The organism is Yersinia massiliensis, from assembly GCF_003048255.1.
GTDB classification, from domain to species: domain Bacteria; phylum Pseudomonadota; class Gammaproteobacteria; order Enterobacterales; family Enterobacteriaceae; genus Yersinia; species Yersinia massiliensis_A.
Genome location: NZ_CP028487.1, coordinates 4,313,736 through 4,327,064, shown reverse-complemented (window position 1 = coordinate 4,327,064; position 13,329 = coordinate 4,313,736). Strand labels below are relative to the sequence as shown.

The following is a 13,329-nucleotide window of genomic DNA, read 5'->3' as shown; positions in this document are numbered from 1 at the left end:
AAGCATACCTAAGTTCTAGACGAATACTAAGTGCGAGAAGAAAATTACTGCTTAACAAGCTGGTGCAGTTGGTCGATAACCTGCTGCACCTCTTCTGGTGTCAGTGCACCATCTTTGACGAAATTCACATTCCCTTGTTGATCCAACACCACAACAGTAGAGCCTTTATCCGCTAAGCCCCATGCCTTTTTGACATTCCCGTTGCTGTCGACCACAAACTGTGACCAAGGGAACTCACGTTTACTGTCTTCAATGCTGTTGCGTACAAACATAGCTGTACCAATGATTGCGTCATCGGTATTGACGATTGTCGTCGTTTGGTAATGTTCGTGTGGCAGATTAGCGTGCTTGATGGCTTCCACGAGGGGCGCATTCAGCTCTTTTGCAGAAGTACGCCCAGCGATGTGTTGAATTACTCGTACTTTGCCGGGCAATTGCGAGCTATTCCAGTTTTTGTAGCTAAACTGATCAGTAGCTTTATCGTAATCCAGTTCGCCTTTATCGCTGACGCCAACGGGCGGCACTCGTTGGTTATTCTGAATGGAGTGGGCGTTGACAAGCAATGGTGTGAGCAGTAGGGACAATATAAGCAGGCTATTTTTTAACATGTGATGTCCTTGTGGATCTTATGGGTAGAGTCGCCTTATCCCTGAAAACAGTACAGGTTAGCTTCCCAATCATAGGTGCAGATCAGTGGTCTGTCCTGTCAGTTGAAAAAAAATATTTCCGACAGTAACCAGATGGTTATTCTGTTTCTAAGTCTAAATTAATCAGTCTAATACTGTAATTTTGTGTAAATCCAGCAGCAATCACTGAGTTAGGGGGAACTTAACCCCATACTCTAGGTCTATTACTCTGCAATTATCTTACGCTACCTGTGATCTTGGTCGCTAAGGCGCCAAAGGGTGTGTATTGGTGTTATGGAGGAAAGTAAAATAATGAGGATCTTCCAACGTTACAATCCGGCAAAAGTCGCGATGTATGTTAAAACGTTATTCCGTGGCCGTCTGTATATCAAAGATATGGGGGCTTTTGAGTTTGATAAAGGCAAGATTTTAATCCCGAAAGTTAAGGATAAACGCCATTTTGAGGTGATGTCTGAAGTGAATCGGCAAGTGATGCGCCTACAGTCTGAAATGGGCTGATTCCCTTCTCTCATTGCAGTGGCCGCAGGTTAGCAACTCTTGCTGTTTGATGGTCACTCTGATTGTTTAGGGAAGAGATAACTCAGCCAAATTGAACTGCGGCCCCTTGATTGGGGCCGCTAATGTTTTAACGATGGCTTGTGACCTAACTTAACTTATGCATCACTGCTTTCGTGTGGGGCTTTTGGCAGAATGGGTGCGGGTTGATCACTCAGCTTGGTGACCAGTAGCTGATCGATTTTGTAGCTATCGATATCTACAACTTCAAATTTGTAGCCTGCATATTTGACGAAATCAGTGCGTTTCGGGATCTTACGCAGCATATACATCATAAAACCGCCGATGGTTTCATAATTGCCTGATTGCGGGAATTCATCGATATGCAGCACGCGCATCACATCTTCAATCGGGGTTCCCCCCTCAATCAACCATGAGCTTTCATCGCGGGCAACAATTTGTTCTTCTTGCCCCTGACCGACTAAATCTCCCATCAGTGTGGTCATCACGTCATTTAGGGTAATGATACCCACCACCAATGCATATTCATTGAGAATGACAGCAAAATCCTCACCGGCTGTTTTAAAACTCTCTAGCGCCTCAGAGAGAGTCAGGGTATCAGGAACAATCAAGGCTGAGCGTATTTGTACGCCGCTACTTAGCACTAAGCTCTGGTTACCCAATACGCGATTCAGCAGGTCTTTGGAGTCAACATAGCCTACCACTTGATCAATATGGCCGTCACAGACCAAGAATTTTGAGTGGGGATGGGTCGAAATTTTCTCTTTTATGCTGTCTTCACTTTCCCGCAGATCGAAATAGATCACGCTTTCACGGGAGGTCATCGAGGATGGAACGGTGCGAGACTCTAGCTCAAAGACATTTTCAATCAGTTCATGCTCTTGCTTTCGTAGTACTCCCGCCAAAGCCCCAGCCTCCACTACGGCATAGATATCATCAGAGGTGATGTCATCATTACGAACCATTGGTAGTTTGAACAAGCGGAAGATCAGGTTTGCCATTCCATTGAAGAACCAAACCAATGGACGACAAATCAGCAGGCAGAAACGCATTGGGTTGACGATCCGAACAGCGACTGCTTCGGGTGAAATCATGCCGATACGTTTCGGGGTTAAGTCAGCAAAGAGAATAAATAGGCTGGTTACCAGTACAAACGAACAAACAAAGCTGACTTGATCGGCAAGTTCAGGCGACATAAACCGTTCAAACACGATTTTAAAAGTAGGTGAGAACGCAGCATCACCCACGATACCCCCGAGAATAGCGACGGCATTCAAACCAATCTGCACGACGGTAAAGAAAATCCCCGGCGTTTCTTGTAATTTTAGAACCCGCGCGGCATTAACATCACCGTCGTCGGCCAGAAGTTTTAATTTAATTTTGCGAGAGGCTGCTAACGAAATCTCTGATAACGAGAAAAAGGCGCTCACCGCAATTAAAAAAAGAATCAGTAAAATACTGTTTAACATAATCTATCCGTGTCGTACCGACGATGCGCCGGCGATCGTAAGGAAGGGCCATACTGTTTAATTGGATTAATTCAATTAGTGCAATGTTGAATTCTAGATAACGGGCAAAAACCGTTTTCGGGCTGCGTGAACAGCCCGAAAAGAGTATAGCAGCAGCGATGAATGCGCCGCCAGCTCTACTAATTGGGCGGCATGCAAACGCCAATTCCCCCCAAGCCACAATATCCATGTGGATTTTTGTACAGATATTGCTGGTGGTCGTCCTCGGCATAGTAAAACGGCAAGGCCGCTGTAATCTCAGTGGTGATCGAACGGTGATCACCTGCTTGTGCCATCGCCTGCTGGAACTGAGCTTTGCTCTCTTGGGCCTGCGCTTCCTGCTCAGGTGTCAGAACATAGATCGCTGAACGATATTGGGTGCCAACATCACCCCCTTGGCGCATTCCTTGAGCAGGGTCGTGATTTTCCCAGAAGATCTGCAATAGCTGCTGATAGCTGATGATGGTGGGATCAAAGACGACGCGAACGACCTCGGCATGGGCGGTACGACCGCTACAAACCTCATGATAAGTCGGATTCGGTGTATAACCTCCGCTGTAGCCAGCCGCGGTGCTATAGACACCCGGTTGTTGCCAAAACAGCCGCTCGACACCCCAGAAGCATCCCATGGCGAAGATGGCAACTTCCATCCCATCAGGGACATGCGTCATTGAGTGACCATTGACCACATGGAGAGTGGCGACCGGCATTGGTGTCAGTCGGCCTGGCAAAGCATTCGCCGCATCGATGACGGCGGATTTATCAAAATTTTGCACCAAAGTAGTCTCCGATGTGTACATTGAATCTTAAGTTTACAGTAAATTGCTAACAAGATGTTTACAGTGAATGGCGATAGACAGTTGTATCTGACTACGAGTTTGCACACAATAAGAACCATCCTGCGTTAATGTAGCGGTTTAAGGGAGAATTTTAGGCGGAACATGCCTAAATCGCGCTTTAAGTGCGGGATGATTGTGTCAGTGATGAAACGTCCGTGAGATGGTTTTTACAGGAATGTATACCCAATAGATTTCAAGATGCTGGGCAGTGCTGATGGTACTGTCAACACACCTGCAACACGAAAGTTGAAGGGGATAAATTAATTAGGAGCGCGCGTGCCACGATACCCAATCCTGTGTTTTTTGTGTGTATTGCTCGCCACACCTCTCGCCTATGCTGCCAATATACGGTTGCAGGTGGAAGGTCTTAGCGGGGACTTAGAGAGAAACGTCAGGGCACGTTTATCCACGATTGGTACTGATGAAGTGACGGCAGATGGCCGTTTCCGCTCGCGAGTGGATGAGGCTATACGCCAAGGTTTGCGCGCTTTAGGCTATTACGACCCCACTATTACGTTCGATTTACAAACGCGTCCAGCGCCTGCTCGGTCTGTTTTGATTGCCAAAGTGGTCCCAGGTGAGCCGGTCTTGATTGCCGGTGTCGATATCGTTTTACAAGGCGGGGCGAAAACAGACCCTGACTATCTGGCATTGGTACGTCGCGATACCCCCAAAATAGGCTCCATCCTGAATCACGGCGATTATGATAATTTCAAAAGCTCGCTGACAGGCTTGGCGCTGCGCCGTGGTTACTTTGACGCCAATATGATCAAAAGCCAATTAGGCGTGGCAGCAGAACTGCGTAAAGCATTCTGGGATATCGATTTCGACAGTGGTGAGCGTTACCGTTTCGGTAAAGTCATTTTCCAAGGCTCACAAATCCGTGAGGATTTCCTGCAAAATTTAGTGCCCTTTCATGAAGGAGAGTATTACACCTCTGATGAATTGGCTGAACTAAACCGCCGTTTGGCAGCGACGAACTGGTTTAACTCGGTGGTGGTTTCGCCCGACTTTCGTGATGCGAGAAAAACCAAAATCCTGCCATTGGATGCTGTCGTCACCCCAAGAACAGAAAACACCATCGAATTGGGGGGCGGTTATGCGACCGACGTTGGCCCGCGCCTAACCGCCAGTTGGCGTAAGCCGTGGGTAAACTCCTATGGGCACAGTCTAACGACCAGCACCACGCTTTCAGCACCTGAACAGACGCTGGATTTTAGCTATCGTATTCCGCTGTTAAAAAATCCCCTTGAGCAATATTACTTGCTGCAAGGGGGCTTTAAGCGCACTGACCTTAATGACACCAATTCAGATACCACCACTCTCAACGTGGCTCGATTCTGGGATCTATCCAGTGGTTGGAAGCGATCAGTTAACCTGCGTTGGAGTCTCGATCACTTTACCCAAGGTAGCGTGACGGACACCACCATGTTGCTGTATCCGGGGGTGAATATTAGCCGTACTCGCCAGCGAGGTGGAGCGATGCCAGTTTGGGGAGATAGCCAAAACTATTCCATTGACTGGTCTGATACCACATGGGGTTCTGATGTTGATTTCGGCATATTCCAAGCGCAGAACGTGTGGATTCGTACTTTGGGTGAGAAAAACCGCTTTGTCGTTCGCGGTAATTTAGGCTGGATCGAAACCAATAACTTTGACCGTGTACCGCCATCGCTGCGCTTCTTTGCTGGGGGGGATCGCAGTATTCGCGGCTATAAGTTCCGTGATATTTCACCACGCGATAGCGAAGGTAAGCTGACCGGTGCTTCTAAGCTGGCCACAGGGACACTGGAGTATCAATACAATGTGACCGGCCGGTGGTGGGGAGCGGTATTCGTCGATTCAGGTGAAGCTGTTAACGATATTCGTAAGAGTGATTTCAAAACAGGTGCCGGTGTCGGCGTGCGCTGGGCTTCTCCTGTTGGTCCGATCAAGCTGGATATCGCCAAACCTATTGGCGACAACACCGCACATGGCGTGCAATTTTACATCGGTTTGGGGCCTGAACTATGAGGTGGGTAAAGAGACTCAGTATCGCATTTTTGCTCATTATCCTACTGCTGGTGGGGACGTTGGCGGGTCTGCTTGGTACCACCAGTGGCTTGCACTTCTTGATCAACAGCGCCGTACGTTGGGTGCCTGGGTTGGATATTGCCAGTGTCACTGGTGGGTGGCGTGACCTGACTTTGAAGGGTATTCAGTACCAAATGCCGGGCGTTACCGTGAAAGCAGGCCAATTTCATCTGTCATTACAGCTTTCTTGCCTTAAGCGCAGTGAGTTATGTGTCAATGCGTTGACCGCACAAGATGTGGATGTGGTAGTGGATACCAAAGCCTTGCCGCCTGCGGCAGAAACACCCGCCAGTACCGAGCCGATGGGGGAGTTGAGTACCCCATACCCCATCACGTTACGTATGCTGACGCTGAATAATGTCAAAGTCACCATTGATGATACTGCGATTTCGTTAGACGAATTCCGTACGGGCGCACATTGGCAGCAACGTGCATTGAACTTAATGCCAACGAAAATCAATGGGTTATTAATTGCATTACCCAAAACTGTACCTGCTATTGTCCCTGATGCTGCCAAACCAGCAGTTGAAACAGCCATCGCCGTAAAAGAAGCGGTTGAGCAGCAAGCTGTGGCTCCCATCCCCATAGAGCCGGAACTCCCGCTCGGTGAGCGCTTAAAAGCGTTGTTTGCCGAACCTTTACTGCCTGAATTACCGGATTTCCGCTTACCGCTGGATTTGCAGATTAATGCGATCTCAGGGCAACAGCTTAGGCTGACAGGCGATACTGATGTGCTGATCAGTAGTCTCTTGTTGCAAGCTAGCACTCAAGATCAACGCATCACACTGGATACGCTGGAAATTAAGTCGCCACAAGGCGGGTTGTCGGCTCAGGGGGAGGCGACATTGAATGAAACATGGCCGCTGAGTCTGGTCGTCAACAGCACATTGAATGTGGAGCCGCTAAAAGGCGAGAAAGTGAAGCTCACCGTGGGTGGTGCACTACGTGAGCAGCTCAAGGTGGCACTGAACTTATCTGGCCCAGTCAGTGCGCAATTGGATGCAGAAACCTCGCTGGCACAAGCCGGTTTACCTTTAGCCTTAACCTTACAAAGTAAGCAACTACGTTGGCCACTGGCGGGTGACTCCACATACCAAATCGACAATCTTAGAATGCGCCTAAACGGGCAAGCGACCGATTATGCGCTCTCCCTTCGCTCTGATGTGAAAGGCACAGATTTACCGCCAGCGGTAGTGATGCTGGATGGTAAAGGCAATGTTGAGCAGTTCAATCTCACTCGTTTACGTCTGGCAGCGTTGCAAGGTAATACGGACTTAACTGGGGTGGTAGATTGGCGTCAGGCCATTAGTTGGAATTCGGTATTAACCCTGTCAGGGATTAACACGGCGAAGCAGTGGCCGGAGTGGCCGGCAAAACTGGATGGCAAGATTGTTACCCGAGGCAGTATCCACGGAGGGAGCTGGCAGTTACAGGTACCAGAGCTGACGCTGGATGGCAACGTTAAACAAAATCGCGTGACAGCCCGTGGTTCATTGACAGGGAATGCCGCAGGTCAGTGGCATATTCCTGGCATCAATCTGGCATTGGGGCGTAATAAGCTCGATGTAAAAGGTGACCTCAATGAGCAATGGCAGCTTGATGCCAATGTTGATGCGCCACAGCTTGATGGGGCGTTACCGGGGCTTGCCGGTGTTGTGAACGGCACACTGAGATTGCGCGGCAACCTTAAAGCACCACAACTGCTGGCTGACCTCACCGCCAACCGCCTGCAATGGCAAGAATTAAGCATTAATCGGGTCAGAATTGAGGGTGATGTTCGCTCGACGGATCAAATTCAGGGCCAGCTTGCCATTCGGGTAGAACAACTTAAGCAAGCCGATTTAGTGGTCAGTTTGCTGACGTTGGATGCCCGTGGCAGTGAAAAACAGCATCAGTTGCGCCTGAATATGCAGGGTGAACCCGTGTCTGGTCAGTTGGCGTTGGAGGGGAGTTTTGATAGGCAGCAAGAGCGTTGGCGTGGCACGCTCAATAATACCCGCTTCGACACTCCTGTTGGTGAATGGCGCTTAAGTCGTGCGATAGCGCTGGATTACCAAAATACGTTAGAACGGGTCACTATTGGGCCACATTGCTGGCTTAATCCGAATGCGGAGCTTTGTGTCCCTAGAGCCATTGAAGCGGGCCCCAGCGGGCAGGCGAGTGTCGTGCTCAATCGTTTTGATTTAGCAATGATAAAGCCGTTTCTTGGTCCAGAGACAACCTTAGATGGCGTGTTCACCGGCCGAGCCGATGTGAGTTGGAAAGCAGGGGGCAGCTTGCCAGATGTGCGGGTATCCCTTAGTGGTAATGGCGTTAAGGTGCAGCAGGTCGTGCAGGGTAATACGTTACCTATTGCATTCGAAACGCTGAATCTCAATGGTGGCCTCACCAATGGACAAGTACGTGCCGATTGGCTCATCAAACTGGTGAACAACGGCCAATTCTCAGGGCAGGTACAGGTTGCAGACCCGGAAGGGCGGCGCAATCTATCCGGTAACATCGCTATCAATAATATCTCCTTAGCGATGATTAACCCGATTCTCAGTGATGGCGAAAAAGCAGCGGGCCTATTAAATGCCAATCTACGTTTGGGTGGTAATGCCAAAAGTCCATTAGTGTTCGGTCGATTAGCGCTGGATAATGTGGATGTTGATGGCAGTTGGATGCCATTTGATATTACCGAAGGTCGGCTGGTGATGAATTTCGATGGCATGACCTCAACGCTGGATGGGTTAATTCGGACGTCTCAAGGGCAGCTCAATTTGTCTGGCGATGCTGATTGGCGTGATATCAATGCTTGGCGTGCCCGAATCGCAGCAAAAGGCAACAAGTTGCGTGTCACTGTCCCGCCGATGGTACGAATTGATGTTTCGCCAGACATAGTGTTTGAAGCTACACCGCAGTTGTTCACTCTTAACGGCTCGGTGGATATCCCTTGGGCGCGTATCACTGTGCAGGAAGTACCGGAAACTGCGGTTGGTGTGTCTTCCGACGAAGTGATGCTCAATAATGACCTAAAACCGATTTCACCACGGTCAAACAGTATTCCTATCAACAGTAATCTGGTGATCCGAGTCGGTAACGATGTTCGTCTCAATGCATTTGGCCTTAAAGCCCGTTTGCAGGGCGATTTGAAAATGGTTCAAGATCAGCGTGGGTTGGGCTTGAACGGGCAGATTAATATCCCGTCTGGTAGTTTCCGAGCTTATGGGCAGGATTTGATCGTCAATAAAGGGGTACTACTGTTCTCTGGACCACCAGATCAGCCGTTACTCAATATTGAAGCAATACGTAATCCTGATGCCACTGCTGATGGCGTGACTGCGGGTGTCCGAGTGACGGGAATGGCCGATGCACCACGGCTGGAAATATTCTCGGATCCGTCGATGTCGCAGCAAGAGGCGCTGTCGTACTTGTTACGTGGGCAGGGGTTAGGCAATTCAGGAGCAGACAGCGGCCTGATGACCTCAATGCTTGTCGGAATGGGGGTTGCACAAAGTGGCAAACTTGTGGGTAAAATTGGCGAGGCATTTGGTGTCACTAACCTAGCACTTGATACGCAAGGGGTTGGCGATAGCTCGCAAGTGGTTGTGAGTGGCTATGTCACCAAAGATCTGCAAGTAAAATACGGAGTAGGTATATTTGACTCGCTGGCAACGTTAACATTACGTTATCGGTTGATGCCAAGGTTGTATCTAGAAGCGGTGTCTGGTATTGATCAGGCATTAGATGTGCTTTATCAGTTTGAGTTCTAACAATGCGAATTATTGTCTACGGCAGTTTACGACGCAAGCAAGGTAATAGTCACTGGATGACGGACGCTCAGTTGCTGGGCGAACATGATCTGGAAGGCTATGAAATGTACAATTTAGGTCATTATCCGGCGGTCATTCCCGGAGAAGGCACTGTGCATTGTGAGGTTTATCGGATTAACTCTTCTATTATGAATGAGTTAGATGAGTTGAAAAGTAATACTAAAGATTATCGACGTGAATTAATTCAAACACCTTACGGTAGTGCGTGGATATATCTTTATCGTTTACCGATCGAAGGGGTGCCACGTATTTACAGTGGCGATTGGCTCAAACGCCATGAAGAAAATGATAAGCCGTTACCTTAGATTGCGATAAATTTGAAATTGTCATGAGTAAAAAAAAACACCGCTCAATGAGCGGTGTTTTTTTATCGGCAAAACAAAGAATTATTTCTTCGCACGCTCGAAAGAAGACAGGATCTCAGCTTTGGCCGCTGCGGCATCTTCCCAGCCGTCAACTTTCACCCATTTGCCCGTTTCCAGATCTTTATAATGCTCAAAGAAGTGTTTGATCTGTGCCTTCAGCAATTCAGGCAGGTCTTGCACGTCTTTAACGTGATCATATTCTTTGGTCAGTTTGCTGTGTGGAACAGCCACTAACTTAGCATCTTCGCCTGCTTCATCCGTCATTTTCAACACGCCAACTGGGCGGCAACGAATAACAGCACCAGGCTGTAACGGATACGGTGTTGGCACCAGCACATCAACCGGATCCCCGTCTAATGACAAGGTATTGTTGATGTAGCCGTAGTTACAAGGGTAGAACATCGCGGTAGACATGAAACGGTCTACGAACAGAGAACCAGTCTCTTTATCGATTTCATATTTGATCGGGTCAGCGTTAGCAGGGATTTCGATTACAACATAAATATCTTCTGGCAGGTCTTTACCTGCAGGTACGTCGTTCAAGCTCATGTCGGTTTCCTTTTATCAAACCAGAAATGGAGTGCTGGCTATTATAGCCAAGTCTTAGGTGAATTCCCGCCCTTTTCACTGCTTGATAGCGGTGAGATTGCCTGAATCAGGGCCATTTCATTGAGATAAAATCCCGTCATTAGATAAATGTATCTATTTTAAGCTGTTTTTCTTGCGATGGTTCAAGACGACCTATGCAGCGCCGATAACTAAATCAAATAATAAGATCGTCCGCTGTACTGCTAACACTTTGTAATCTTAACCATTTGCACACAACCGGAAAAAACCGATGTTAAAAAAGATTACCATTAAGAATGGGCTTATTGCTCAGCTAAGCCTTATGTCATTGATTTTATTAATTGTCAGTGTGATCGGAATCAATTCGATTCAGGAAAGCTCACGCTCATTACAAGTCATTAATCAGATCCAAGGGGAGGAATTGGGGTCTTTATCGAATAGTTTCAATGCGACCTTGAGTGCTCGAACAGAAGCCGCATTGGCAATCCATCAACTAGAGATCGGTCTGATTGATGAGTCGTTGCAAACAGCAAAGCAGGCTGAAGGTTCTTTGGCATTGTCACAAAAAGAGATGGCACGTTTTGTTAGTGCGGTATCTGCTCGGGGAGACGGGCAGGTATTGGCAGAAAATATTCAAAAAAGTTATAAAAATTATGTGGATAAAGGTGTAATCCCGATGCTTGCCGCTATCAAAGCGGGTTACGCAGATGAGTATTATGATGTGCTAGAAAAGAGTATCACGGAGATTAGCAAAGCCTTCAACGATGACGTTGCCACTTTTCGCAGTTATGCCTTGGATGCTGGTCAACAACAAATTGATAGGGCGAACAATGCCGCCAAAATTAAGTTAGCGATCATTGTTGCTGCGGGCGTGATCACCTTGATCTCTGCTGTGTTGGCATGGTTTGCGCTCAAATACATTATCTTGCAGCCTTTGGAGCAATCAATTCATCAATTAGAATATATCGCCTCTGGTGATTTAACCCGCAATATTAATAGTGAGGGAAATACAGAGCTGGCTCGGTTAGCAAAAGCGTTGCAAGTTATGCAGCAATCGTTAGTGGAATCGGTGAGCAACGTACGTGAAGTCGGCGGGCAAATTGGTGTCGGCTCGCGGGAGTTAGCGGCGGGTAACCATCATTTGGCCGAACGTACAGAGGAATCAGCGTCCTCACTGGAACAAACGGCCGCCAGCATGGAACAACTGACTTCAACGGTAAAAATGAATGCTGAGAACTCCGATCAAGCCAATCGCCTGGCGATGAGTGTTTCGGACATTGCCAATAAGGGCAGTGAGGCCGTCAGCCACGTTGTTGATAAAATGCAGGCTATTACCACCAGTTCGCGGCGAATCTCCGATATTATTACCGTGATTGACGGTATTGCATTCCAAACTAATATTCTGGCGCTCAATGCGGCGGTTGAAGCTGCCCGAGCGGGGGAGCAAGGGCGAGGCTTTGCTGTCGTCGCCGGTGAAGTCCGTAATCTGGCCCAGCGCAGTGCACAATCAGCTAAAGAGATTAAAGACCTGATCGTTGAATCACAGAGTCGTGTACGAGAAGGCGCAGATATGGCTGAATCTGCGGGGCAGACCATGCATGAGATCGCCAGTGAGGTGAGTCGAGTCACCGCGTTGATGCGTGAAATATCAGCTGCAACTTATGAGCAAAGCAGTGGTATTGAGCAAGTCAATGTGGCTATTGCTCAGATGGATCAGGTTGCCCAGCAGAATGCGACATTGGTTGAGCAGGCAGCGGCAGCAACGCGTTCATTAGAAGATCAAGCGAGCGCATTGTCAGCCAGTATGGCGGTTTTCAAATTGCAGGGGGATAAGCTGGCGCTAGAGGCATAAGAAAAACAGCGGCGCAATGGCCGCTGTTTTCAGTCGAAATCCGCTAATTACTTAGCTTCTTCGTCAGGGAACCTAGCAATAAAGCCTTCAGCGTCTTCAACCATAGACTTGGTACCCACGAAGAACGGTGCACGTTGATGCAGTTTCTCCGGCACGATATCCAGAATGCGGTTAACCCCATCCGTTGCTTTACCACCGGCTTGTTCTGCCAAGAAAGCCATTGGATTGCATTCATAGAGTAAACGTAGTTTTCCCTGTGGATGGCTAGCAGTACTTGGGTAGATATAAATACCACCTTTCAACAAATTACGATGGAAGTCGGCAACCAGCGAGCCAATATAGCGTGAGGTATAAGGCCGCTTAGTGGCTTCATCCTGCTCTTGGCAATACTTAATGTATTTCTTCACGCCTAATGGGAATTTAATGTAATTCCCTTCGTTGATGGAATACATGCAACCGGTTGCGGGATAGCGAACCTTTTCGTGGGACAAACAGAAAACACCCAGCGAAGGATCATAGGTAAAAGCATGCACACCGTAACCTGTGGTATAGACCAGCATGGTTGAAGAACCATAGACTACATAGCCTGCTGCAACTTGCTTGGTGCCCGGTTGCAAAAAGTCAGCTTCAGTAATAGGCACCCCAAATGGGGTAATACGACGATAAATAGAGAAAATTGTACCGACGGACACATTCACGTCGATATTTGAAGAGCCATCCAATGGATCCATCAGAACGACATATTTGGCATTTTCTGCCCGTCCACCGTCAAAGATAACAATGTCATCTTCTTCTTCTGACGCGATGCCGGCAACTTCACCACGTGCTTTCAGGGCCGCTTTCAATTTTTCATTGGCAAACAGGTCCAGTTTCATCTGGTCCTCGCCTTGAATATTGGAAACACCACTGGCACCTAAAATATCAACCAAACCAGCTTTGTTGATATCACGGTGAATAATTTTTGCGCCGAGTTTGATTGCTGAAAGTAATGCAGTTAATTCGCCGGTGGCGTGAGAGAAGTCTAGCTGTTTCTCAACGATGAATTCGCCTAACGTTTTCATGACACAATCCCTGAATCTACGGTTAAAAATCGATTTATTAACGAACAACTCATCTGATGGCAGCAGTGTAGCCCAAAGATAAGAAT

Annotated in this window: 10 protein-coding genes; 5 read left to right on the top strand and 5 right to left on the bottom strand. The window is 48.0% G+C overall.

The features are described from left to right. Window positions 1–44: 44 nt before the first annotated feature. Window positions 45–608 carry a YtfJ family protein gene (locus DA391_RS20000; protein ID WP_050080915.1) on the bottom strand — a complete coding sequence of 188 codons (564 nt, stop codon included), beginning with the start codon at window positions 606–608 and terminating at the stop codon, window positions 45–47. A 330-nt stretch (window positions 609–938) separates the two neighbouring features. On the opposite strand from DA391_RS20000, the gene DA391_RS19995 reads away from it, so the two are divergent. Beyond that, window positions 939–1,145, top strand: a complete 207-nt coding sequence (locus DA391_RS19995; RefSeq protein ID WP_050080914.1) for a DUF1107 domain-containing protein — start codon at window positions 939–941, stop codon at window positions 1,143–1,145. Window positions 1,146–1,300: 155 nt separating this feature from the next. Here DA391_RS19995 and DA391_RS19990 read toward each other — a convergent pair whose 3' ends face one another. Further along, a complete protein-coding gene (locus tag DA391_RS19990) occupies window positions 1,301–2,632 on the bottom strand; it encodes a hemolysin family protein (protein WP_019211325.1) in 1,332 nt (443 codons plus the stop codon). A 179-nt stretch (window positions 2,633–2,811) separates the two neighbouring features. After that, window positions 2,812–3,447, bottom strand: coding sequence for a peptide-methionine (S)-S-oxide reductase MsrA (gene msrA / locus DA391_RS19985; RefSeq protein ID WP_108088309.1), 636 nt, complete (start codon window positions 3,445–3,447; stop codon window positions 2,812–2,814). Window positions 3,448–3,786: 339 nt separating this feature from the next. Here msrA and tamA point away from each other — a divergent pair, with 339 nt between their 5' ends. Genes tamA through DA391_RS19970 form a run of 3 tightly spaced genes read left to right on the top strand, consistent with a single transcriptional unit; the run spans window position 3,787 to window position 9,703 of the window. Beyond that, complete coding sequence (gene tamA / locus DA391_RS19980) at window positions 3,787–5,523, top strand: autotransporter assembly complex protein TamA (RefSeq protein WP_050080912.1); 1,737 nt, start codon at window positions 3,787–3,789, stop codon at window positions 5,521–5,523. Continuing rightward, window positions 5,520–9,338 carry an autotransporter assembly complex protein TamB gene (gene tamB / locus DA391_RS19975; protein ID WP_108088103.1) on the top strand — a complete coding sequence of 1,273 codons (3,819 nt, stop codon included), beginning with the start codon at window positions 5,520–5,522 and terminating at the stop codon, window positions 9,336–9,338. The genes tamA and tamB overlap by 4 nt, the downstream gene beginning before the upstream one ends. Window positions 9,339–9,340: 2 nt before the next feature. Continuing rightward, window positions 9,341–9,703 carry a gamma-glutamylcyclotransferase family protein gene (locus DA391_RS19970; protein ID WP_050080910.1) on the top strand — a complete coding sequence of 121 codons (363 nt, stop codon included), beginning with the start codon at window positions 9,341–9,343 and terminating at the stop codon, window positions 9,701–9,703. 81 nt (window positions 9,704–9,784) lie between these two features. Here the strand turns inward: DA391_RS19970 and ppa are convergent, their stop codons facing one another. Next, the gene (ppa, locus tag DA391_RS19965) at window positions 9,785–10,312 is read right to left on the bottom strand and encodes an inorganic diphosphatase (RefSeq protein WP_004875436.1); all 528 of its coding nucleotides are present in this window, start codon (window positions 10,310–10,312) and stop codon (window positions 9,785–9,787) included. 289 nt (window positions 10,313–10,601) lie between these two features. On the opposite strand from ppa, the gene DA391_RS19960 reads away from it, so the two are divergent. Continuing rightward, the gene (locus DA391_RS19960; protein ID WP_050080898.1) at window positions 10,602–12,182 is read left to right on the top strand and encodes a methyl-accepting chemotaxis protein; all 1,581 of its coding nucleotides are present in this window, start codon (window positions 10,602–10,604) and stop codon (window positions 12,180–12,182) included. A 47-nt stretch (window positions 12,183–12,229) separates the two neighbouring features. Here DA391_RS19960 and fbp read toward each other — a convergent pair whose 3' ends face one another. Beyond that, complete coding sequence (gene fbp, locus DA391_RS19955) at window positions 12,230–13,243, bottom strand: class 1 fructose-bisphosphatase (protein WP_042806716.1); 1,014 nt, start codon at window positions 13,241–13,243, stop codon at window positions 12,230–12,232. Window positions 13,244–13,329: the final 86 nt, after the last annotated feature.